We start from the raw sequence: 25058 nt of genomic DNA on the forward strand, positions 1-25058 counted from the left end.
CATTTATTTTTGCGCTTTTACTTTGAAGAACTTCTTGTCGGCATCTACCGACAATGACCATTGAACCGCATCAGCGGCATTTGTCCATGCTTGAAGGTCTTCCGATTGCTCAAGTTGAATTTTAAGCTGTGCCGTTTGGTTTGAACAGGAAACAAGCAATTCACCAACGGCAACATTTAAAACAATGTTAGATGAATATAAGTTGAAATCTTCACCATGCTCTCTGATGTAATCTGTCAGAATTGAATCTGAGGAGATTGGAGAGTATCCGTTATCGACCTCAAATCCGTCTGGGAAGCCATCTCCATCTGTGTCAGGGTTATTTGGGTTTGTACCGCGAGCTGATTCTTCAAGATCACTCAATCCATCGTTATCACTGTCAGGACTATCGGCGCCGGTCACTTTCAGAACCACTATCGAAGAAAATCCACTTCCATCTTCAACAGGAATGAGTGTCTGGTTTTCAAAAATATGTTTTTCGGAATCGGTTAAGGTGGCGTAACTAAGTCGAACAAGAGAGCCTTTGCCAGTTACTGTAAGTTGATTCCCTCCAGATGACATAAAAAAAGCAATCTCAATTCCGCTATCCACGACCTCTAGCTCATCAAAATACGTGGTTGCGTTATCTGAAAAATCAAAAAGGGTCATTATGTTTTCAATTTCACCTCCGATGTCTTCCCCGTCAATCCATCCCGCAGTACTCCATGACAAGTTTCCATCGTCAGGATACCCAGTGTCACTTCCTGTAAAATAAAACTCTGCATTATTTGTGTCTATATTCATCGTTAATGCGGCTTGGGACTCGAATGCAAGGTAGCAAATTAAGCTTATTAGGCAGGTGAGGCATGAGGTTTTATTCATCATTTTTTTATCCTTTTAATGCGAACGTAACAGGCATCAGCTGCCGGGCGGCCAGCTTCGCCTGAATCAATCCAATGTCAACCCGGTCAGCTGCATGCCATTGTTAGAACTTGGAGCGACGGGGGCGCTTCAAGTTCGACTCCATTGTGTGCTTCCCCGCATCGCACAGTTTCTACGTGACGCTGTTCCAGTCGCCCCGCACAAAAAAATTCAATTAGTACCTTTCAACGTTGCGGTAATCTTAAAATCCCGGTCGCCATCAACTCCGTTATGCCGCCGGGATTTTAAGATTACCACTCAAACAACTTTTACTCAACTTGTGCGCCCCTTAACAATCATTACTGGTTCCCCACCAGAGGTTTAACCCCGTCGGTCCTTCTAACATATGATTATTAACTAAATTTGGCCGACAACCGGATATTGGAGCGATTTTCGATCAAAATTAGTTGTTTTTAAGATTTGATATTCGTACTCTTTTTCTTGCAAAAAGCAAGAATGATTGCGTAGGGGTGTTATGGCAAGTAAAATTCTTGAAGAGTCCCGGGATGTGATGCGCCGGCGACGCTATTCAATCCACACGGAGAAAAGCTACATCGGATGGATCAAGCGCTACATCAAGCATTTCAACATGCAGTCGCGCGACGATCTCCTAGAAGGGGAACGTAAAGTTGAAGAATTTTTAACTCATTTGGCCCGGGAAGAACATGTGGCACCATCCACCCAAAATCAGGCTCTTAATGCACTTGTCTTTTTCTACAAACACGTCCTGAAACAACCCATGGACGATACGATCAATGCCGAGCGATCTGCGCCCAGAATTAAAGTGCCCGTTGTGTTAACGCGGGAAGAGGTTGCGAGACTGCTCGATGGCCTGTCCGGCACGCACCTGCTGATCTCGAAACTGCTCTATGGATGCGGACTGCGAATCTCGGAGTGTCTGCGCCTGCGGGTTCTGGATATTGATTTTGAGATGAAAGCGTTGACGGTTCGCAGCGGCAAAGGCGACAAAGATCGGGTGACAACCTTTCCGCCCAGTTTAAAAGAGCCCCTGCAAGTTCACCTGCGGCGGGTCAAACAGCTTCATGAGAGGGATTTGGCGGACGGGTTCGGCGAGGTGTATCTGCCGCATGCGCTGGCGAGAAAATATCAAAATGCTCCGAGCGAGTGGAAATGGCAGTATGTTTTTCCTGCAAAAAGCCGCTCGAAAGATCCGCGTTCCGACAACGTTCGCCGACACCACCTGATGCCGAGTCCGGTGAACCATGCGATTTCGGTGGCCGTGCGGACGGCGGGGATCAACAAGCGGGTGAGTGCGCACACGCTGCGCCATTCGTTTGCAACGCATTTGCTCCAGCGCGGTACGGATATTCGCACGATTCAGTCACTGCTGGGGCACAAGGATGTGCAGACCACGATGATTTATACGCATGTGCTGCAGCAGGGCGGCAGTGGTGTTGTGAGTCCGCTGGAGGACTTGAAGTAGTTTTACACAGCGATGCAACCCATCTGCTGGAAAACGGCACCAACATTCGCGCGGTACAGGAGCTGATGGGACACAAAGACGTCAAAACGACCGAAATCTACACGCATGTGATGGACAAGGACATCAACGCCGTCCAGAGCCCTCTGGACGCGTTGTGAGAATTGTAAAAATAGTTTCAGGCGGTCAGACAGGGACGGATCAGGCGGCGCTTAATGCCGCGATTGACTGCGGCGTGCCGCAGACCTTCGCGGGCATTACAGCCCGGGCGCCTGCAAATTCCAATTACGGAACGATGTTTCCATAAACCAGTGAGCCTGCCCCCGGAACCGAAACACTTCTCTCAAATACATTCCCGATAATCCGCAATCCGTCAACGGTTCCGGCAGACTGCAGGTGAACCGTTTCCGTGCGTACCCGGCAGGCCGAACTTTCAAGCGATACATCGGAACCATTGCGCAGATACAAATCGGTGTAATTAACCCTGAACAGCGAGTTTTCAATTCGCACAGCCGCGGCGTGCACAGCGTCGTAATCGAAAGAAACCGCTTTTTCATTCAGGTCGAAATAGCAGTTCCGAACCAGCACATCGGTGCTGCTGCGCGTCGGATCGGTGAATGCCAGCCCGGCAACGTCCGCATGATCGATGTGCGTATTCAGAATCTGATGCCCGCCCGCTCCGGAAATACTGACGCCGAGGCCGCCGCTCATATAACTGCTGTCGATGACGCAGTCGCGTCCCTGCAAAACGGCCGCCCAGCCGCCCGGGTGGTGGACGTTGCAGTTCCGCACAATATTGCGCGCAGAATCGAACCCCATCACCAGCGCATTTCCGGAGACCAGATCAAACCGTACCCGATCGAATACGCTGTCGGTCATCCGGGAAAGATAAACGGCGTGATCAACTGAATACCCAAGGTCCGACCGACCGACAAAAAGAAGTTTTGCCATTCGGACACCGGATACCGGCACCGGGGTCACCAGCATTGCAGTCAGGTTGGTTCCCGCAACAATTTTTGAACCGACATTGCCGAATCCAACTCCCAGCAAGGTGATCCCGCTGTTTTCCAGCCGAAGCGGTTCGATGATTTTATAGCCGCCGATCGGCAAATAGACCGTGTCGCCCGGCCGGGCGGCATCGAGCGCGGCCTGTAGCGCGGCGGTATCATCGGCCGATCCATTCCCGACGGCTCCATACGCCTTAACATCCAGAACGTCACCGACCTCCGGCATCTGGATTGAATCCGTTCGCGCCCCCGCGCCGGCATCATCCGGCCACGCAGTTACACCGAAGAGATTACTGACCGACTGCGAAGAAGTCCCGGGAGCAGCCTGGGTTCCAGCGGCAAACCGGTTATCCGTGAGGGCAAGATAATCCGTCGATCCCTGCGTCTCGATATGCTGACCGGAAACCGGCGAAGGTGTCCTGAAATCATTATCCCGGAAAGCAACTCTGTTGCAGTTTACAAGCAGAACATCCGCCGCCCCGTTTCCGTCAAACCGGCAGCGATCAAGCGACGCAAAGGAATCGAAGGCGGTGTCGTGCTCAAACGCCACGCCATATTCCGTGTTGTTCAGGAACGAACAGTCGGTTACCGCAAGGGAAAGAGCCGACCCCAGGACGTTTGAAACACTCAGGCCGGTGGTGCAGTTTTCGATCACGCAGTTGCGGTAGAGGTTGCCCGAATAAAGCTCTTCGCGAATGCCCAGACCGCCGTTCACATGAACCCCATCAATATAGGAATCGCTCGAGCCCAGCCGCAGCGCATAGCCCTGCACGGCAATATCCAGGTTGACGAACCAGTTGACCCATGACTCTTCGAACGTTCCGGTCCAGCGCGAATAAATGCCGTCACCTGTTGCGTTCGTGATGGTTACATGGGCTATGCGTCCCGACAGGAAATCCTGCAGGTCCAAAGCACAATCTATCGTAACGCCCTGATCGGCCCCGCCGTCGAACACCAGATTTTCGATCGTTACCACGCCGCCTTCATTATCCGGCGTCTGCACCATACCGGACATACTCGACTGCGCGACAATCCTGCTGCCCGGCTCTCCCAGCAGGCTGATGCGCCTGGTTACCGTAAGCGGCGATGAAATATTGTAGGTGCCTGCCGGGAACCAGACGAGGCCGCCGCCCTTGGCGGTCCTGGCATTGATGGCCGACTGGATGGCGACGGTATCATCGCTTACACCATTGCCCTGCGCACCGTACGCGGTGACTGAATTCAGGTCATAATCAGTTGGAACCACAACCGCCTGCTGCCCGTCGGCGTCAATCACCAGCCGCACAAACCGGGCAGGCCCGCCCGTCGAAATTGAATAGACGATCGATTCAAAATCCCCGGCCGCCGGATTGGTTGCAATGACGGAAACAAAGGCGTTGGTCCAGTCGCCCGTAACAAGATTGGTTGTGGTCTGCACATTATATTTCAGCCAGGCATCATTGGTGCGCCGGAGGTGCGAAAAGGTTACTGTCCCCCCGTCCGACCCGATGGCAGGCAGTGCGGCGAAGTCGTCGCCCAGCGCATACTCAACCAGATTGACGACACCGTCGCCGTCGGAATCTTCATTTGCGGAATCTGCGCCCAGCCCGAGGCTGACTGCCCAACTGGCGTAGCTGTACGGCTCGGGCGACGTGATTCCTGCCACCGTAACGCATCCTCCCTGATCGACAAAATAATTCGTTGAAACCCCGGCCACCTCAAGCGCAATGGCGTCATACGTTCCCGGCGCCAGGTCCACCAGACCGCCCTGCCCGTCCGGCATCTGCACCTGTCTAAATGCGATGTGATTGGTCAAACAATAAACCGCCGCCAGCGCCGCATCGTTTTTCTGCCCCGGCAACGCCAACACAGCATTCGTAAAGCTGGAGTTGAACTGAATGGTCCAAGGCTCAAGCTGCCCGCTGTCGGGGACATAAAAAGTTCCGAGGAATCCGTCGTCCGAAGCACCGACAATCATCCGGTTCCCGGCATATTTAAAGTTCTGAAGCGTCAGCACAACATTCGATGCGCTGGATAAGCCGCCGGTCCACTGCAGACTTCCGTCCACCAGCAGGACCGTCGAGTTCGCGGTCACCTCAATGTCTCCGCCTACAACGGCCGTCCCATACGTCCGCGTATCCCAGCGTCCGCCATTCAGAATCAAGGTTCCGCCCAGATCGCCGCTGCCTTTGTTATACAGCACCGCGCCGGAATCGAGTTGAAGAGAATCACCGGCAAACGGTCCGTAATCGCCCAGCCCCAAGAGGTTGGCACTCGAAGAATCATCATGAATATAATCGTTACCGGCAAACGGGGCATTGGTTGGATCACCCCAGATTTCTGAATTCCAGTCCGCATTGCCGGTCACAGCGGAATTGATCACCGCCCGGTCGATGCGTGTATTGCTCAGGATCCGCGCCGCCTCTTCCAGCACCGGCTGATAAGGAACATACGCAGTGTGGGGGTACGGATTGTTAACGATATCCGGCACTTTGATTTCAAGATGACGGCCGTACCCGGTGATGCCGTTGCGGATCAGCGTTTCAAACTCTTCCGCCGTGCGCGGCACGCCGTCCGTACCGTTGAGCGAACTGACCGTCCCACTTTCATATCCGACAAAAGCGGAATCACGCACGTCCCACTGCAACGCAGTAAAATTGCTCGAAGGCTTATCGTCGATCCGGTCCGGATCACCCCACAGGCTGACACTGTCGCTTAAACCGCAGTTACGCACCACACCCCACACACCTTTTTCAGCAACATGCCGCTGCAGGAAATAGTCCCGGATTTCTTCCGCCGCATCCATCTGCTGTTCCGAACTGTACGAAACAACCGTACCGTTTTCATAGCCCTGCGATCCGGTAGCATTGTGCAGCCCAACCCCGACCGTTGCATTGCTGAAAATCTGCAGGTGCGCATCAATGCTGCGCTTCCAGGCATCAATATATTTCGTGGAAGTATACGCCAGATTGGAATCGAAATTGAAATCCACCGCCCGGGAGGCATTCCAGTTCACATTAAAATTCACCTCCACTCCGCCGCTGACCGACGGACCGCACACGTTCACAAACGCAATGCACGATTCGTCGCCATAACGCAACGCAATCTTCAAGAGGGCATTGTCGAGCCGCGCATTGTAAACCGCGCCCCACGGAAGCGGCATGCGGCTGACTTTATAGGTATCAGAGCCGACTGGCACCTCCCACATCATGGTGGACCACTCGCTCCATCCGACATTACCGTGGACAAAATCAATGCATTCCACATCCGCACGGTCAATCAGCCACTGCGGCGACATCACCCCGGCCTGCATGCCGATAATGATCTTCTTCCCGTGCTGTTTGACCGCATTAAAGGCGTTGTCCAACTGCCGCCATTCAAACTGATCCTGACCCGTCTCCAGTTCGTTCCACTGCTGGTAATAGGCAATCCCTTTAATGTACGGGAGAGCCAGCGCCGCATTCATTTTATCAGTAAAGGCCGGCTCCTCACGGGAAGTGCCGTACATGAGCATATAAATGCCGTCACCCTCTTCATAAACAAGATCGACCGGCGGATTCCAGTCCTGTGCCCAAAGGCTCAAACCGGCGGTTAACAACAACACGCTGACTGAAAATCTGCTCATTGAATCCCTGTTTTTCATTGGCCGACCAGCTCTTTCACGGCAAGCCTTCCTGTCTTTACTATAATACCAACGCTTGTGTAGAGAATGCTTGCCATCTGTCAATAAGAAGAGCGTTCGCGGATCTGGTTTAACTGACGCAGCATGGAACGAACCCGTTCGGGGTGCCGAGCATACAGGTTGTCGTCCTGATGCAGGTCGTCGGAAAGTTTGTAAAGCTGCCCCGGCGTTCCGCCCTTTCCCGTGCTGGTGTAGTCGCCTTCGTGTTCGACATCCAGGTAGATCCATTCACCCTGACGAAGCGCATGGAAGCCGGCGCGGCTCTGCAGCACAATCGGCTCGTCAGGAGCCTTCCCGCCTTTGAGCGCATCCAGAATATTGCGACTGTCTTCCGCCGCGCCTTCGGGCACAGGAGTATCCAATAGATCGGCAAACGCCGCCAGCAGATCGGTTTGGCAGATCACCTCATCCGACACCATCCCCGGTTTCACGGTTCCCGGCCAGCAAATCAGGAATGGAATGCGCAAACCGCCCTCCAGAGCATCGCCTTTATCGCCGCGCAGCGGCACGTTGGGGTTATAATAAATATTGTTATTCTTGAAATGTCCGTTGTTTACAGAAATTCCGCCATTGTCGCTGGTCAAAATTACAATTGTATTTTCGGCGATGCCCTGTTTTTCCAAGGTGTGGAAAATGCGGCCGACACCGTCGTCAAACTGCATCACAAAATCGCCGTAGAGTCCGGCGTCGGATTTGCCGTGATAATCCGGATGCGGCGAGAACGGCGTGTGCGGCTCAATCGCTGCATAATAAAGGAAAAAAGGTTTGGGGTTGGCAGTTTGGGGGTGGCAGTTTTCGACAATAAAGTCACAAGCTCTCTGCGCGAGTTCACGGCCGGCTTCTTCCTGCTTGTAGGAGGCCGCTGTGCCGCCGTGCTGAACCGGCATGCCGCCGCCCTTCGGCCATTCAAGAGAAAGCGGGTCGGCGGGGTCGAGGTTGTAAACGTGCCTATTTTCAATATAGACATACGGTGGATAAAAATGACTGACCGGCATCCCGAAAAAGGTGTCGAATCCGATTTCACACGGCCCCTTCGGAATGTCTGCATTCCAGTCGAGATCTTTCTGCCCGCGGTCGCCGAAGCCGATATGCCACTTACCGATGGCTGCCGTTTTATAACCGGCCGTTTTAAAAAGGTCCGCAATCGTAAAATCATCCGGATCAATCAGCGCGGGCGTATTGCCGACCACACCTTTTTTGAGCCAGGTCCGCCACGGATAGCGGCCGGTCAGCAAACTGTAGCGCGCCGGAGTACAGACCGATGCCGCCGTATAGGCCTGCGTGAAGCGGCAGCCCTCCTCCGCCAATCGATCACAGTTCGGCGTTTCAATGCGCCCCTCACCGCCATAGCAGCTCAAATCGCCATACCCCAGATCATCTGCCACAATCAGCACCACATTGGGATGCCCTGCAACAGCAATACCAGCGGCAAAACACAGAATCGCCGTTATTTTCAACGTGAACAGTCGTTTCATCAGGTCGCATTCCAAGTACAAAAAACAGCTAATGCCAACGTTTGTACAAAAGGGCGGGCCAAAACACAATCCTTTAATTGAAAAACCTCAAAACCGTCCGTTGAGAACCTGATACTCCGCAATCGGCAAGATCGGCTCCGGGCGGGATGCACTGCCATCCAGCGCGGCAAAAAGATGATCAAGGGCGGCATCGGCCATGCCGTCATAATCCTGAACCGCCACAATCACTTTCTCCGACGGAGAGGGCTCGCCCTGCCAATCATCAAAACACCCCGATACCAGCTGTTTGTCATTGAACAGCTGCAGGTTTTCGGCGAGAAAATCCTGAACCACATCCTGCGAAGATGCCAGCACTCCAATTCGAGTCTGTCCATCCATCAGCTTTTTCCAGCCCTCGCCCCCCGGCGACGCATCGACCACCGGAATCCCCGCAGCAGTCGCCGCCTGCACCACGCCATTGTAACGCTGCAATTCAACCGGATTCTTATCGCGAGCAAAAAGCACAATAAACTCTTCCACGCCCTCTTTCAGACAACGCTCTACCAGCCCCGAGGCCGCCGCCATGTTATCTGAAGAAATCACTGTCACATCCACCGATGTCACCGGCACATCAATAAACACCACGGGAAAGTTCATCTCCAGCAACCGTCGAACAGAAGAAACATCTTTGATGTCGCGACGATTAATCACCGCCCCGGCAGCCAGACCTGACCCCATGTTATCGATCAGCCGGTCAAAGTCCTGCTGCCGTCCATGATGAACAGCAATGGCAGTGTCATAGCCCTTCTGGGCAGCAGCAATACTGGCGCGTTCAGCGATCTTCCAGTCAATGGAAGTTCCCAGCGCCGGCACCACAAACCAGAAAATGTGAGAGTGCCCCTGCTTTAAAAGACGGGCTGCCAGATTGGGCTGATAGCCCATCTTGCGAGCCACTTCCTGTACCCGCTCCGTGGTTTCCTTGCTGATACGCGGATCGTTTTTAATCGCCCGGGATACCGTCGAGGCATCCACTCCGCACATTTGCGCCAAATCTTTTAACTTCACCTTCATTGCTCAGAATATCCAATCGTTGGCACCTGTTATAGTTCCGACAGGCAGACCGAACAAACCCTTTATGCAATTTTTGCACAGGCATCTGATCCATTCAGATCAAGCTCTGATATTCCGAAGCAACCTGAATCATCTTTCCATCAGGGCAATGAAGTACAATCGGTGAAGAAGCAGTCAGACCGTAGTCAATTCCGGCATCGGTTCTCTTCCATGAAACAGAAACCGTTTTATCGCTGTAGGGAACCGGAATGGTTCCGGAGGCGCGGTCGAGTCCGCCTGGTTCAAGGCGCAGATCGTAATGATCGTTCCCCAGATCATACCGCGGATGCAGGCCGAGTACGTATCGGGACAGAATCCATGTCGGGCAGCCGGACCACTGATGACAATGACTCCAGCGCAGATCGAACACCTCCGGCCAGGTCGTTAACCCTGCATCCAGCCAGTATCCCCAACAGACACGAAACTGCTCCAAAGCAAATTCCATCTCCCCGGCTTCAATCAGTGGTGGAAAAACATGATGTGCAAAAAACGGCGTAATCAGCTGCGACGCCTCCACGGTCGTATCATAAAGCCGCGGCGCATCAGGTCGGTTGGGGAAACAGCTCAGGATGTGCTGCTTGATATAATTCACGCAGGCGGCCCGACGTTCAGGCTCTGCAAGCAAGCCGCTGCCGAGAGCCAGTGCCGCCGCATGGTACCCGATCTTTTCCCAATCGGCAGGATTCCCATCAACCGTTTTTAAAAACCGGTCCACTTTCAAACGAAACGCCTGCTCTTCATCCTTCCATTGCGCTACATCATCCGGATTTCCAAGCAGCTCTGCCCAGCGAATGAGCGCCTGCAGCGCCTTCAGATAAAAGAGGCTCAGCGCAGGGTCCATTTCGACGTAGTGTTCATCCTCATCGGTAAAACCGGTCGAAGAACCGCGATAGCCCCAATCGATAAAATTCCAGCGGGTCGGATTCATGCAGAGGCCGTCATCGCTGAGATCTGAATCGAATGATCGAATGTTGGCAACCGCAGCCGGATAGAGTTTTTCCAAGGTTTGGAAATCACCGGACAATTCCACATAGTGCGGTACCGCGGCAACCCACTGCACGGAGAAAGACGGCAGGAACGACAGCGTTCCCGGGAAAACGGCGGGAATCAGCCCGTCGTCGGCAGCGCACTGCGCAGCCTGAATCAGCCCACGCTTCAACGGGCGCATGTCGGAATAGCTGCAGGCCAGAATATCCATCCCCGCACCGACCGCATCACCGAGCCACTGCCCGCGCTCGCGGGTCGGATTGTCTGTAATGGCATCCTCCGAACAGCTGCGCAGTGTTTCCACACCGACGGTCCAGATGCGGTTGAGCAATTCATCGCTGCACGAAAACGAGCCTTCCGGCGGATCCGGATAGTAGACCCGCTCTTCAAAAACAACATCCACATCCGCGATCTCATCGCCAAAAATATGCACCTCAACAAACCGGCCGCCTTTGGGGTGCAACGGTTTCACGGTCTGCGTGCCGCCGCGCAGCACAAAATGGTCAAGATTGCAGGTCTGAAGATCCCCGGCACTGGAGCTGATGTAGGGACTGACCCGCCCATGCGTCAGGCTCTCGGCATAGGCCATCTGCACCACGCTTCCGGATGGAGCGGTAACGGTAACGGAAGGGCGGCCCAGCCGCACCTTTCCCAAATCAAAACGAAACCATTTACCCTGCGGGGGCAGACTCTTATCATCGAGGTGGCGCGCCATAAACCCGGCGGTCGGGTCGTGCGTAAACATGCTCATATTAACCAGCACGCCCTCGCCGATCTGTTCCGGGCGGAGGTCAACATGCCGGATCTCCCCGATTTCCAGACATTGGAAATTTTCAATCGGTTTTGTCCAGGCTCTGGCAACGGGCTGCTGCCAGGCGGAATCGTCAAAGGAACGTTCGCGCCACCCCGCGGGCAGCTTGTCGGTGCGGCACCATTCGGTCCAGCCGAGAATACAGTCGAGCCGTCGACCGGTTTTGCGATAGGCCTCATCGAGCGGAAGAAATGACCAGTCGATTTCCACGCCTTCGATTTCAGCGAAAACAAACATCGGCGTCTCGAGCGGCATCAGCCGGGTTTCGACGCCCTGATAATGCACATGAAATGCCAGGAGATGCTCGCCTGCCGGAAGTTCTTTTTCCAAATATCGGAACTCGGGATGGGCCAGATCGAAACGGGAAGGGCCTTCCGCCAGCCAGGCTTTATCGAGCCACGCTTCAAACCAGTTCGCTGCAAGCAGTTTTATCCGCACAGCTCCCGGCTCCGCCAGCGAAAACCGTCCACGAAAATAGAAGTGGCTGTCCGGCTCAATGGAACCGGGTGCCGTCAAAATCTGAAATGTCTGTTCAGCTGACACGAACGTCTTCTCCATTTACTTTGATCTGCAACGGTTCGCCGCTTTCCAGTTTAAAGTCCGCGCCGTCTGCGGTCACCGTCACACGGAAACGCGAGCCTTTGTAAACAATCGGAAAGCTGTAGCGTGTCCATGCTTCCGGAAGAACAGGATTAAACTGCAGGCCGTCCGGGTAATCGCGCATACCCGCGAATCCGTTGACCACCGTCATCCAGCATCCGCCGAGGCAGGCCGAGTGCACACCGCCGCCGGTGTTGTTTTTAAAATCGTTGATATCCATCAGCGCGGTCTGCCGGAAGAAGCGATATGCGTCCTCTTTGTACCCGAGCTCGGAAGCGAGAATGCTGTGCATGCAGGGCGAAAGAGACGAACCGTGATTGGTTTTCGGTTCGTAGTAGAGATAGTTTTTCTCTTTCTGCTCCTTGGTGAAAAGTTCTCCGTGCACGTACATCAGCAGGACGACATCCGCCTGCTTGACCACCTGCATGCGCCACAGATTCAGCGGGTGAACCATCGGACGAATGTCGGTGTTCTTCGGGATCAGATCCATATCCACAGGATCCATGTCGAGGAAACTGTCATCCTGAGGAGTCAGCCCGGTTTTCTCGTCATACGGCACGAACATTTCGTCCGCCGCTTTTTTCCATGCAGCAACTTCCTCGGCACTGACAATCGGTACGACGCCCGCAGCAACGACTCGATCGTAGACTGCGACAGAGTAGTTAAACATCGCGCGCGCCATCACATTGGTGTAGGCGTTGTTGTTGACGCCGCAGCCGTATTCGTCCGGCCCGCAAACCACGTTGAGACAGAACCCTTTTCCGTCCACATAACAGCCGCGATCTTCAAGGAAGCGGCACATTTCAAAGAGAATTTCCGCGCCCTTACCAAGCGTGAACTTGTCGTCGCCGGTCATGCGATCATAGAGTTCGATCGCATAAGCAATGTCGGACAGAAGATGGTATTCGGCGGTCGACGCTTCATGCACATGCCCACACTCTTCGCCCTTCACTGAATTCCAGGAAAAGAGAGCTCCTTTGCCCTGCATCTGCACGGCGCGCTCGCGCGCTTTGTCGAGAATGCTGTAGCGGTATTCAAGCAGCGGACGAACCGTTTCCGGCTGCGTGTAGATGTACGGCGGAAGCATGTACATCTCGGTATCCCAGAACACGTGGCCGCTGTAGCCGTCACCGGTCAGACCGTTGGCGCTGATCGAACGGTTGTCCCGTTCGGGGTTGCCCTGCCGAAGATGGAACAAGCTGAAACGAACGCCCTGCTGGTCCTGTAGATCGCCATCGATTTCAATGTCACCGTCGTTCCAGTACTGCGCCCAGAAGGCGGACTGTTCCGCGCACAGTTTATCAAACCCAACCTCACGCGCCGCTTCGAGTTCATCTTGTGCCAGCGCTTCAAACCCATCGCCATCCATCGTGGATGCGACCGCAAAAAACTTATCGAGCGTGATCTTTCCAGATGCATTGCAGACGAAAAGCCAGTCGGTTCCGTCACAGCTTTTATCGCCGTCCAGCGAGTACGCCTGAGCAACCGCCACGCGGTCATCCGCGGTGGTGAGCTCCTGCAGAGCAAAACTCTCGTCCATTTTAGTGACGCGCACCTGTTCTCCGGGCATCACCGCGCTCGGCACCACCAGCCGCGTACGGCTGCGCAGCGACACCTCGCAGCCGTCCGGCGCGGTTACCGCATAGCGCAACGCTCCGATCTGGCGGCGCACCATCGAAACCAGACGCTCCGTTTTCACCAAAACGGTTTTCCCCGATGTCGTTTCCCAGACAAATTCGCGTTCCAGAATTCCGCGTTTCAAATCGAGCGACCGGCGGTGTGAACTCATCTTTGCCGTCGCAATACTGAAAGTTTCTCCGTCTACGGACAGGTCGACATTGGCCCAGTCGGCCATATTCAGAATCGCATGACGATCTTCCGGATAGCCCGGCATTTTCCAGATATGCTGATACGGCTCATAACCGCAGATTCCGTTGACCAACGTCGCCGGGTATTCATCGTAACCGGGGTCGCTCTCCTCAAAGGTACCGCGCACCCCGAATACACCGTTCGAAAGGGCAAACGCCGTTTCCCAGTAATGGAAGCGGTTTTTCTTCAGATCGGTCTCCGTGACGTTCCACGGCTCTTTCGGAATCGTCTTTACCCGACCGGCATCCAGCAGTGCCTGAATATCAATCTGTGCATAATCAGTCACACACTCGTGGGCATTCGGCAGTCGCTGCGGCTCGCCAACCCCAATGCATTTCATGTGTGCGGCATGCGCGGCGTCCACACCCGACTCCGCATCCTCAAAAACCAGACAGTGGAACGGGTGCATATTGACCGCCGCCGCGCCTTTGAGGAAAATCTCCGGGTCGGGTTTCGGGTTTTCAATGTCGTTGCCGGTAATCACCGCATCGAAATACTTTGCCAGGCCAAGAGCATCGAGCACCGGCATGGCATTCTTACTGGAAGAGCAGATCGCCATGCGAACGCCCTCTTCCTTCAGTTTTTCAAGGAACGGAACAACTCCGGGATAAATATCGTCTTCGTTGATCTGCTTCAGCAGCTCTTTGTAGTACTCATTCTTGATATCCGCCAGCCGCTCCTTCTCATCCTGCGGCAAATCCACCTTGTTGTGATCCAGAATCACCTGAAGCGATGCCAGCCGCGGAACTCCGCGACACCCATGATTGACCTCTTCATCAAAAGCCCACCCCTTTTCGTCGGCCAGCTTTTTCCAGCCGAGATAGTGATATTTGTCCGTAAAGACAACCACTCCATCCAAATCAAATAAAACTGCACGAATCTGATGCTGCATCCTAACCCCTACAAAAATTGGTATTTATGTTAATAATATACCTTAAAATTTATCCATAGATTCCTGCGGTGTAAAGAGGTTTCTATCAAAATAAAAGATTCCCGATCGACGTTTGGATACGTACCGAACGGCCCGAAAACACATTGAGAAAGCCTCGAACAGAAGAATCCGGGCGGTCTTTGCCTCCAGTGAAGGTAAGAAATTTAATTCACCAGGATATCCATCAGGGCATAAAAAGAGATACCCCCTGAAAAAGTAAGGGTTTATCCGCAAGACAAACCCCGCAGAAGACTACAGGCAGATTCCCGGCAACAGGATCCCTATCCCGGGAGCAATGAAAGACGAGGCTTTAACCGACCACCTCGTTGTCATATTCAGAGCGACGCTGCAGAATCCATGAAAGATCCGTCGCCCCTTATTTTTGATTGATTCCGGGAAAAATCACCCGCAAAGCGCGATCAATAATGCGGCGGGCGCTCGTGCCCGCCGATTTCGGTTCCGGAATTTTCGAGCTTTTCTTCGAGCGCTTCGATCTGCTGCTTCAGCGCAGCGATTTCCCGCTGCTGCTGAAACATTTCGAGGCTCATCTGCTCGATCGTATGCGTCTGGTTGGAATACAGCTCTTCCAGTCGTGTCAGCCGATCTTCCATACAAGACCTTACTGCTGGTTCAGCTGAAGATCAGCCTCTTCCATCAGCGCGGCCTGCCATCCGGCAGCCAGTCGCTGAGCGCGGACGCCGGAGAGACCGTTAATCAGCTCATCGCGAACAGCCGCCATGCCGATTTCAGGATCTGTAGAGGTGCGCTGCGCAACATAGGCGAACAGAACACCGCTGTCCACCGGCACCGGCCGGCAGAGCTCGCCCTGCTTAGCATTGATACCGGCAGAAACCAGCTCGTCGGCATATTCGTTGTCCAGTTGGGTGGACAGGTCAAATTCCTGAGTTGCTTTGACCGGCAGCCCAAGCGGAACCACCGCATCCTTGAAGCTTTTTCCGCTTTCCAAAACAGCACTCAGCGTATCGCTGATTTCCAGCGAACGTTCTGCAAGCGTCTCCGTCACCGCTTTTGAACTGGCTGCTTCCATAACCTGGCTTTCAACCGTTTCAAAATCCGGAAGGAACGATGCATAGCGCTGTTCCAGAGAAATTACGTACACCTTATCTTTGCCGGGCACAGCATCGCTGAAGGAGCTGTACACGTCGTCCTGCAGTCCGAGTGCCGCACGTTTAAACGGAGCCGTGGGGTCAATTCCCGGCAGATCATCGTTTGGTCCGAATGCCGGCAGTGTTTTCGCCTTCAGCCCGGCAGCCGCAACTGCGCCTTTGAAATCCGGGTTTTCATTCTGACTCTTCGGTGCAATATCCGCCACCAGAGCCGTCGCCTGTTCGATCGCCAGCCGGCGTGCCGCATTCTCTTTCAGGACATCAGTGATTTCCGCTTCAACCGCTTCAAAAGGTTTATACTCGACCTCGGCCGTTTCATTGGTTGTTTCAATCCGGTAGCGCTCGATATTCTGGTTATAAACCTGCAGGGCCGCTCCTTCGGGCACCTCGGCCTGCGCGACAAAATCAGCAACCGGATATTCAACATAAGACACACGCACCTTGGCGGGCATCCGGAACATCTCCTTGTTTTCGTTGAAAAACGCCTCGGCCTCTTCGCGAGTCACCGAAACATCTTTAGCCACCTGCTCACGCGGAAGAACCGCATATTCGAAGACCAGGCGGTCTGTATACATGTGATACGCACGCTCCAGCTCGTCCGGCGCAATCAGCGCTGCCTGCACCGGACTGAACATCAGCTTGCTGATGGCCACCTGCTCGCGCACCACATTCTCGACCAGATTCGGAGAAATACCAATCTGGCTCAGAATGCCCTGATAAGCGGATTTATCAAAAGCGCCGTTCTGTCCACGGAAAAGCGGCATCTGCTGGATCTGGTTAATCACTTCCAGATCACTCACAATCAGCTTTTCATCCGCTGCCTTGCGCAGCATCGCCAGCCGTGTCCATGCCTGCTGCCGCATGGCATTCGCAGTTTCCTGATCCGTTCCCGGCATCCGCCCGCTGGAAAGGATGTACCAAACATGTGTATTCTGAAGCGCCGAGCGATATTCCTCCTGAGTCACGTCCTTGCCAAACAGCGTCGCCATGCTCCGGGCCTTCCGCGCTTCATCCCGGGATCCCATCGTCGGAGTGAAAAAGCCCACAAACGAAATCACAATCACGCCCAGCACAATGTACCAGACCACCTTAGACTGGATCATCTTATGAAATTTACTGATCATCATCGCCATAACAAAACCTCTTCCGTTTACACAAAAAATGGAGAAGGAGCTTAGCCTCGCCCCGCCGCAGGGTCAACGTGAAAGCGGCTTCCGCCGCAAGAAACCTTGCACTTTCATCCGGCAATCCACACACTCCCGCGCATGAAAATTGCCCTTGCCACCCGAAATGCCCACAAGCTCGAAGAAATTCACGCCATCTTTGACTTCCAGGACCTGGAAATCTGCTCTGCACTCGACTTCCCGGACCTCCCGGACACCCTCGAAGACCGCGATACTTTTGAAGGCAACGCCATCAAAAAAGCCCAGGAACTGTGCGACGCCACCGGCCTCATGGCGATCGCCGACGACTCCGGCCTCGAAGTCGACGCCCTCGACGGAGCCCCCGGTGTCTACTCCGCCCGCTACGCCGGCGAACCGTGCGACTATACCGCCAACAACGAAAAACTCCTGCGCGAACTCGCTGACAAGAAAAACCGACGCGCCCGCTTCCGCACCGTCATTGCCCTCTGCCGCCCCGGCAAAGAACCGCTCACCGTCGACGGGAAATGCGAAGGCGTCATCATCGACGTCCCGCGCGGAACCAACGGCTTCGGCTACGACCCGATCTTCGTCCCCGACGGCTACGACCAGACCTTCGCCGAACTCCCTGCCGACGTAAAAAACAAAATCTCCCACCGCGCCAACGCCCTCGCCGAGGCTTCCAGACATTGGAAAGAAATCTTTCAAGGCTTGGACGCAGGCTGAATCTGCACCCGAATTCCTGTCGAGAGAGGTTTTGACATTCCCCTTGCCAAGAGTAATCTCGCGGTCGCCTCAAGGGGCAAAGCGGCGCACGGAATTCAATGGGTTTAATCCCAAGGGGAGCACATATGAAAATGACCGTAGAAATGCCCAGCATTCGGAGCTGTTCGATGACCGAATGCGCCTACAACCATGACCACGGCTGTCATGCCCGCGCGATCACAATCGGCGACGGGATCCATCCCGGATGCGACACATTCTTCAACTGTGGCTCGCATTGCGGATCAAACCACACGGCAGGCGTTGGAGCCTGCAAAGTCGCCAACTGCAAATACAATACTGACCTGGAGTGTCAGGCAGGGGAAATCATGGTCGGCTCAGATCGAGGCGGTGCAGCCTGCACCACTTTTATGGCCGGCTGATTCGTCAACCGTGCGCTCTCTGCCCCGGCGGAGCCCTTTCGGGTTCCGCCTTTTTTTAAATCTGTCCTCGTCCGGCGAAGTCCTTATGATACAACCTCCCCGTCTATGAATCCCAGAGAACTCCCAATTTATGAACTGCGCGACGAGCTGACCGAAGCGCTGCGCACCGAAAACCGCCTGCTGATCGAAGCGCCGACCGGCTCGGGCAAATCCACCCAGATCCCGCAGATAGTGCTCGACGGCGGAACGGCCGGCCCCGGCGAAGTCGTTGTTCTGCAGCCGCGTCGGCTGGCCGCGCGCCTGCTCGCGCGCCGCGTCGCGTTCGAGCGCAGTGTCGAGCTCGGCGGCGAAGTCGGCTATCAGGTCCGCATGGAGCGCCACGTCTCCGACAAAACCATGATCCGCTACGTTACCGAAGGGATTCTTCTTCGGCAGTTCCTCTCCGATCCGAAGCTGAAGGGCGTCTCGACCATCATCTTCGACGAATTTCACGAGCGCCACATCTACGGCGACATCACCCTGGCCCGCGCCCTGCTCCTGCAGCAGACGCGCCCCGACCTAAAAGTCATCGTCATGTCCGCCACGCTCGACGCCGGGCCGCTGCGCGACTACCTCGCCCCCTGCCGCGAACTCAAAAGTGAAGGCCGCATGTATCCGGTCGAAATCGAATACTCGCCCAAACGCATCGACTTTAAACACCACCCCGTCTGGGAAGCCGCCGCCGATGCCTTTGAAACAGCCATCGAAGGCGGCGCGGAAGGCGACGTCCTCGTATTCATGCCCGGCGCCTACGAAATCGCCCGCACTGTCGAAGCCATCCGCGGCAGAAAATGCGCCCGCGAATTTGCGGTGCTTCCGCTGCACGGCGAACTGCGCGCCAACGAACAGGATGCCGCCGTCGGCGACTGCGGACAGCGCAAATGCGTCGTCGCCACCAATGTTGCCGAAACATCGATCACCATCGACGGCATCCGCGTTGTCATCGACTCCGGCCTCGCGCGTATCGCGCGTTACGATCCGCGCCGCGGCATTGACACCCTGCTCGTCGAGCGCATCTCGCAGGCCTCGGCCGCGCAGCGCGCCGGCCGCGGCGGACGCACCGCCCCCGGGGTCTGTATGCGCCTCTGGACCGAAAAAGAGCACGCCGCCCGTCCTGCACAGGAACTGCCGGAAATCCTGCGGCACGATTTGGCCGAGGTTGTCCTCACATTAAAAGCCGGTGGCATAACCGACATCGAAAATTTCCAATGGTTGGAAAAACCGGATCCGCTTTCACTGGAACGAACGCTCACGTTGCTCACCGATCTTGGCGCACTCGACCACGATGGCAACCTGACCGAAGTCGGACAAAAAATGGTCAGATTTCCGATGCACCCGCGCTATGCGCGCATGCTGCTGGCCGGACAAGACTATGAATGCGTTCGGCAGGCCTGCCTGATCGCCGCGCTCACGCAGGGCCGCGGCATTTTAGAACGCAACAAAGGCAAACAGACGAGGGGACAGCGCGACGACCTGCTCGGCGAAGATGATGTCTCCGACTTCAAACGCCTCATGCGCGCATGGGTTTTCGCTGATAAAAACGGATTCCGCGCCGATGCCTGCCGCAAGCTCGGCATCCACGGCGGCGCCGCGCGGCAGGTCAAACCGCTCTACGAACGCTTCCTGAAAATCGCCAAAAGCGAAGGCCTCACCATCAATACCCGCCCGCCAGAGGACGAGGATTTGCAGAAGTGCATCCTGACCGCCTTTTCCGATCAGGTCGCGAAACGACGCGATCAGGGCACGCTGCACTGCGAAGTTGTTCACGGCCGCTCGGGCGACCTCGACCGCGACTCGATGGTGCGCGATGCAGAGCTGTTCGTTGCCGCCGAGATTGCGGAGATTGAAGGAAGCCGCGAACTGAATGTGCGCCTCAACCTCTGCACCGCCATCGAAGAAGAATGGCTCGAAGAGCTGTTCCCCGACGACATGGACGCGCATAAAAAGACCATCTTCAACCCGATGCTCAAGCGGGTGGTCACCAAACGCTGGACCGAGTTCCGGGGATTGGAACTCGATGCCATTTTTTCGCAGGAAGTCGACGAACAGGAAGCCGCGGAAATCATCGCCGCCGAAGTGATCGCCGGGCGGCTCGACATCCCCAAATGGGACGAACAGATTGAGCGGTGGATCACCCGCGTTAACTGTCTTGCTCAGAACTGCCCGGACTACGGTATTCCGGAAATCGATGATGAAGCGCGCGAGACGATGGTTCAGGAAATCTGCCTTGGCGCGGTCTGCCGCAAGGACCTCAAAGAGCGACCGGTCAAAAAAGTCGTCAAATCATGGCTGACACCCGCTCAGCGCGATATGATCGACAAACAGGCCCCGGAAAAAATCACCCTGCCAAGCGGCTTCGGCTGCCGTGTGCGTTACGAACCAAATCAGCCGCCCATTATTTCCGCCACCATCCAGAAGCTTTACGGGCTCGAAGAAAGTCCGCGCATCGGTTTCGGACAGATCCCCGTCGTCGTCGAAGCGCTCGCGCCCAACCGGCGCCCGCAGCAGAAAACCACCGACATGAAATCCTTCTGGGCCAACTCCTACCCAATGCTGAAAAAAGAGCTCAAAGGCCGATATCCCAAACATGAGTGGAAATAAGAGCGGCATGATAGACGAGCTGGTGCCCGGGGCGGGACTCGAACCCGCACGCCCAAAAGGACAAGGGATTTTAAGTCCGCTACAAATAAGCATTTCATCCTTTATTAATAGGCATATAGCAATTTATCTCGTGGCTTAATGTGGATTTAACTTGCCTATTCTCCCTCTTTCGGGCACGTTTCGGAACGTAGACAAGCAAGGGGGCTCATCATGGCAACGGAAGCAAAGAAGGCCGAGAAAAAGACCAGAGCCGCTAGGGGGACAGGGCGACTTTACAAACGAACCAAAGACGGCAAAGAGTATCCTCCGACAAAGAAAAACCCGGGAGTGTTTTGGATTCAATACACACTGAATGGGAAACGAATCCGCCGATGCCTGACCGGGAAAGACGGCAAGCCGATCACAAAACTAGAGGAAGCGGAGGCCGAGCGCAAACGCCTTACCGCACCGCTTCGCGCGGGGAAACAGGTTGAACAGCTTCAGGCGTTAACCGCTGCCCTTACGCAGGCTGAAGGCCAACAGGAGCAGGCCGCAGAGAACGCCGCGCCGGTTCTGCCGATTGTCAAAGCATGGGATGCCTATCTTCAAAGCCCAGACCGCCCAGACAGCGGAACAGATACCCTAATCGACTATCAAGGCTACTGGAACGCCTTTGCTCGTTGGCTAAAAGAAAACCGCGAAGACGCCCAAGCGCTGCGCGATATCTCCCCGGAAATCGCCCACGATTACGCCAAAAGCCTGAGCGGAAACAAGACAAGCCCCAACACCTACAATAAGCACATAACGTTTCTAAAGCTACTGTTCAGAGTTCTGGAAAAACCTGCCTGCCTAGCAGAAAACCCCTTTGCACCCATCCGCAGAAAGAAGCTTAAAACCAACGTCCGCCGGGAACTGACCATAGCCGAACTCAAAGAGATTCTTTCCCGCGCAACGGGCGACCTGCAAACCCTGCTTTACCTTGGCACCTTCACTGGATTGCGCCTTGGGGATTGCTGTACGCTTAAATGGGGTGAAATCGATTTAGATCGCGGACTAATTCGCCGGGTGCCGAATAAAATTGCACACAATGAAAACGTGAAGCCCGTTTTGATCGGCATTCCAGCCGCCCTGTACGCCAAGCTTTCCGAAGCACCGCAAAGCAGGCGCAAGGGCTACGTGTTGCCGCGCATTGCTGAGCTCTACACATCACGCGGCGCAACCGGCCGACCGGACAAACAGCCGCAACTTTCGCGGGAGATTCAGGCACACCTTACCGCCTGTAATATTCAGACCCTCAAAGAGGGAACCGGAAAAGAAGCCTATAAAACCGCCCTGAAAAAATGGGAAACCAACGGCAAAAAAGGCACAAAGCCGAGCCGCAAACGCGCCGTGGTAGAAGTTGGATTCCACTCTTTGAGACACAGCTACGTTACCCTGCATGCCGAAGCCGGAACACCGCAAGCCATGATTCAGGCCAACGTTGGGCACGCAAACCCCGCAATGACCGCGCATTATACCCATGTAGGAGAAGAAGCCGCCCGCCGTGCAGCCGGAGCGTTGACGCTGAACGCCCTCTCTGCCATCCCGGAACGAACTCCATTACCGCCATGGGCGGTTGAGGTTGCAAAGAAGCTCAATTCCAAGAATTGGAAGCAGGTCCGGACCGCGTTGCTGAATAATTCGGCACATTAACTTTCAAAACAACCTGTAGAAAAAAGTGCCCCGGTTAAAGCGGGGCTTTTTTATGGTTCATGACCCATTTTCGGGGGACGAGGAGTCATAACGGAATTTTTGGTATCTTGCTTTTGCGAGAAACAACTACCAAAAGGAGATTCCGTTATGACCGCTCAAAAGATACTCAAAATTCTCGGTGAATGGGAAGGGTTCCGTGTCGGCACAGTGGGGCCGGCCCCAGGGGATCCGTCCGAAGTGTGGATCGAGTTGACAGCAGAAAATGGCTCTGGCCGTTGCAGTGGTTGCGGGTCGCTATCTCACACGGTCCATGACTCAACCATCCGGTGGATACGTGAACTTCCGGTCTTCGGGAAGACAACATGGCTGATGATTACACGACGGCGAATGCTTTGCCCCGCATGTGGCCCCAAGCTGGAAGCGCTCACTTGGCTGGACCCTTATTCGCGCTTTACCCGGCGCTTTGAAGAGTCCGTGGCTCGGTTATGCAAAGTCGCAACACACAAGCATGTTGCCGCTGAGTATGGGATTAACCGCAAGACGGTTAAAAATATTGAAAAGCGCTATCTGCAGCGTGAACTGGGGCCGATCAATCTCGCGGGAGTCGAGCTGTTGGCCATGGATGAGTTTGCGATCCAGAAAGGACATCGCTATGCCACGGTCATCGTCGATCCGACCTGCAAGAGGGTGCTCTGGATCGGTCGGGGCCGTACTCGTGCAGCAATCCATCCATTCTTCAAGTTGCTTGGCGAAGACGGCTGCAAACAGATCAAGGCCGTCGCCATGGACATGAACAGCTCGTATGAGCAGGAAGTTTGGGAGCACTGCCCGGACGCAGATATCGTCTATGACCTGTTCCATGTTGTCGCGAAGTATGGACGCGAGGTTATCGACCGGGTACGGGTGGATGAAGCCAACCGCCTACGCGATGACAAGCGCGCGCGCAGGGTCGTAAAAGGATCGCGCTGGTTACTGTTGCGCAATCGAGACAACATTACCAAGCCAAGTGATCAGGTACGTCTGGATGAATTACTGGAAGCCAATCGGAATCTGGCCACCGTATACGTGATGAAGGCCGATCTGAAAGAGCTTTGGAGCTTTCGCGATACCCGGCAGGCGCAATCGTTCTGGGATCAGTGGTACGAACGGGCGGTTCAAAGCTCCATCGAGCCTCTCATAAAGTTCGCGAATCGTCTTGCCGGATACATCAAGGGAATCATCTCCCATGCCCGCTGGCCGTTGCACACCAGCCTACTCGAAGGTATCAACAACAAGATCAAAGTGCTCAAGCGAATGGCCTATGGCTACCGTGATGATGAGTTCTTCTTCTTAAAAATCAGGCAAGCCTTCCCCGGAAATGGGGCATGAACCTTTTTTATTACAGGCAGGTAAGGGTTCGTCTTTTCGCCCCAAAAACCCTTATTTTTCACCTTTTAGCGGGGCAAAAATTAGTACACCAAATAATTAAAGTTAAACCTTATATTTAGTTGATCTCCTGCATATAAAAGAGGTCGAACGGGGCGTTATACCGTGCCCTGTTCGTCACACAAAAGCGCAGGAGAGAGCACAATGAACAGCAGACTAATCGTTGAAACAGCACTCGCATCAGACCCGACAATTACACCGGAACAAAAAGAGCGCATACTTGCCGGGTATGAATCGCCTGAAAAAAAACAACCTCGGATGCTGACCCGCATTCAGGTTGCCGAGCGATTACAGGTCCATCCCGGTTCCGTAAAAAGATTCGACCAAAGAGGGATACTAACCCCAGTCAGAATTACTCCCCGTGTCGTTCGATATTGTGAAAATGAAGTTGATGCACTGCTCAAAAACCGGGGCTAATGTGAAAAAGCCCCCTCCGCCATTAAGAGCAATCCGGCAGAACTGTGTATCATGCTGCCTCGATCAGCCGAAGGAAACCCGGTTGTGCGGAGCCTCCAACTGCGCGTCATATCTATTACGAATGGGCAGGCGCGTTGACGGACTCCGCCCGCTGAAGATTATCCGGGCGCATTGCGCCGAATGTTCCGGTGACGAAACGGCACAATCCTGTCGGGTGACAGACTGCGCATTGTGGCCATTTAAGGACGGTCATAATCCAAACCGGAAGGGCATCGGCAACCGTGCTCCGAATCAGGCCGGTTTGGAAAAAAACACCGAACTCAAGCGAGGATTCACGAAGAACCACTCAGCAAGACTGCCCATTACCCAAGTGAATAACCCATCGACAAACACGGGCGTTTAGATCGGAGAAAATCATGAAACCTATTAACCTGTTCAAACAACAATACGAGGCGACTCAAAAGCCTCCGCTTCAACTACCGGATTGGAAACAGCCATGTGACCAATGCCAAAAGAACACTCCCTCAAAGGTTCTGTTTATGCGGGCGGGATATGGTAACGCCTGCGCGGTCTGCGGACGCTTGCGCCGGGGGAAACCGTACCTGTCGAACGCTCAGCTCAACTCACTAAAGCCGAACACGGCAAAAGGTGGTCAGCATGGTATCCACAAAATATAGCAACGCGGGTCGACAACAGGTTTTCTCGCTAACGGAACATCAG

Annotated in this window: 16 protein-coding genes and 1 pseudogene; 8 read left to right on the top strand and 9 right to left on the bottom strand. The window is 54.6% G+C overall.

All coding sequences use genetic code 11. The features are described from left to right. Positions 1-3: 3 nt before the first annotated feature. A complete protein-coding gene (locus GT409_RS04550; RefSeq protein ID WP_160627361.1) occupies positions 4-864 on the bottom strand; it encodes a thrombospondin type 3 repeat-containing protein in 861 nt (286 codons plus the stop codon). Positions 865-1375: 511 nt separating this feature from the next. Between GT409_RS04550 and GT409_RS04555 the strand changes: the two genes are divergently transcribed. Beyond that, the gene (locus GT409_RS04555) at positions 1376-2344 is read left to right on the top strand and encodes an integron integrase (RefSeq protein WP_160627363.1); all 969 of its coding nucleotides are present in this window, start codon (positions 1376-1378) and stop codon (positions 2342-2344) included. A gap of 17 nt (positions 2345-2361) precedes the next feature. After that, positions 2362-2502, top strand: a pseudogene (locus GT409_RS04560) (tyrosine-type recombinase/integrase); the annotation flags it as partial. Between the two features lie 124 nt (positions 2503-2626). Here GT409_RS04560 and GT409_RS04570 read toward each other — a convergent pair. The 7 genes from GT409_RS04570 to GT409_RS04600 form a co-directional block, all read right to left on the bottom strand. Beyond that, positions 2627-6952 carry a glycosyl hydrolase family 28-related protein gene (locus GT409_RS04570; RefSeq protein WP_233231611.1) on the bottom strand — a complete coding sequence of 1442 codons (4326 nt, stop codon included), beginning with the start codon at positions 6950-6952 and terminating at the stop codon, positions 2627-2629. A gap of 98 nt (positions 6953-7050) precedes the next feature. Next, positions 7051-8484 carry a sulfatase family protein gene (locus GT409_RS04575; protein ID WP_160627370.1) on the bottom strand — a complete coding sequence of 478 codons (1434 nt, stop codon included), beginning with the start codon at positions 8482-8484 and terminating at the stop codon, positions 7051-7053. 87 nt (positions 8485-8571) lie between these two features. After that, entirely contained in the window at positions 8572-9534 is a 963-nt protein-coding gene (locus tag GT409_RS04580; protein WP_160627372.1) for a LacI family DNA-binding transcriptional regulator, read from the bottom strand. A gap of 94 nt (positions 9535-9628) precedes the next feature. After that, on the bottom strand, positions 9629-11914 hold the full coding sequence (locus GT409_RS04585; RefSeq protein WP_160627373.1) for a family 78 glycoside hydrolase catalytic domain: 2286 nt from the start codon (positions 11912-11914) through the stop codon (positions 9629-9631). Beyond that, the gene (gene pgmB / locus GT409_RS04590; RefSeq protein ID WP_160627375.1) at positions 11904-14732 is read right to left on the bottom strand and encodes a beta-phosphoglucomutase; all 2829 of its coding nucleotides are present in this window, start codon (positions 14730-14732) and stop codon (positions 11904-11906) included. Before pgmB ends, GT409_RS04585 begins: the two co-directional genes overlap by 11 nt. 458 nt (positions 14733-15190) lie before the next feature. After that, on the bottom strand, positions 15191-15382 hold the full coding sequence (locus GT409_RS04595; RefSeq protein WP_160627377.1) for a SlyX family protein: 192 nt from the start codon (positions 15380-15382) through the stop codon (positions 15191-15193). 8 nt (positions 15383-15390) lie between these two features. Next, entirely contained in the window at positions 15391-17025 is a 1635-nt protein-coding gene (locus GT409_RS04600) for a SurA N-terminal domain-containing protein (RefSeq protein ID WP_160627379.1), read from the bottom strand. A 138-nt stretch (positions 17026-17163) separates the two neighbouring features. Between GT409_RS04600 and GT409_RS04605 the strand changes: the two genes are divergently transcribed. The 6 genes from GT409_RS04605 (at position 17164) to GT409_RS04630 (ending at position 24338) form a co-directional block, all read left to right on the top strand. After that, a complete protein-coding gene (locus GT409_RS04605) occupies positions 17164-17766 on the top strand; it encodes an XTP/dITP diphosphatase (protein WP_160627381.1) in 603 nt (200 codons plus the stop codon). A gap of 125 nt (positions 17767-17891) precedes the next feature. Then, complete coding sequence (locus GT409_RS04610) at positions 17892-18185, top strand: DUF1540 domain-containing protein (protein ID WP_233231612.1); 294 nt, start codon at positions 17892-17894, stop codon at positions 18183-18185. Between the two features lie 105 nt (positions 18186-18290). Beyond that, on the top strand, positions 18291-20825 hold the full coding sequence (gene hrpB, locus GT409_RS04615; protein WP_160627383.1) for an ATP-dependent helicase HrpB: 2535 nt from the start codon (positions 18291-18293) through the stop codon (positions 20823-20825). Positions 20826-21035: 210 nt separating this feature from the next. Further along, positions 21036-22496 carry a tyrosine-type recombinase/integrase gene (locus GT409_RS04620; protein ID WP_160627385.1) on the top strand — a complete coding sequence of 487 codons (1461 nt, stop codon included), beginning with the start codon at positions 21036-21038 and terminating at the stop codon, positions 22494-22496. 147 nt (positions 22497-22643) lie between these two features. Next, the gene (locus tag GT409_RS04625) at positions 22644-23864 is read left to right on the top strand and encodes an ISL3 family transposase (protein WP_160627387.1); all 1221 of its coding nucleotides are present in this window, start codon (positions 22644-22646) and stop codon (positions 23862-23864) included. A gap of 201 nt (positions 23865-24065) precedes the next feature. After that, complete coding sequence (locus GT409_RS04630) at positions 24066-24338, top strand: helix-turn-helix transcriptional regulator (protein ID WP_160627389.1); 273 nt, start codon at positions 24066-24068, stop codon at positions 24336-24338. A 115-nt stretch (positions 24339-24453) separates the two neighbouring features. Here the strand turns inward: GT409_RS04630 and GT409_RS04635 are convergent, their stop codons facing one another. Next, positions 24454-24684 carry a hypothetical protein gene (locus GT409_RS04635; protein ID WP_160627391.1) on the bottom strand — a complete coding sequence of 77 codons (231 nt, stop codon included), beginning with the start codon at positions 24682-24684 and terminating at the stop codon, positions 24454-24456. Between the last annotated feature and the right edge of the window lie 374 nt (positions 24685-25058).

The organism is Tichowtungia aerotolerans (genome assembly GCF_009905215.1).
GTDB classification, from domain to species: Bacteria; Verrucomicrobiota; Kiritimatiellia; order Kiritimatiellales; family Tichowtungiaceae; genus Tichowtungia; species Tichowtungia aerotolerans.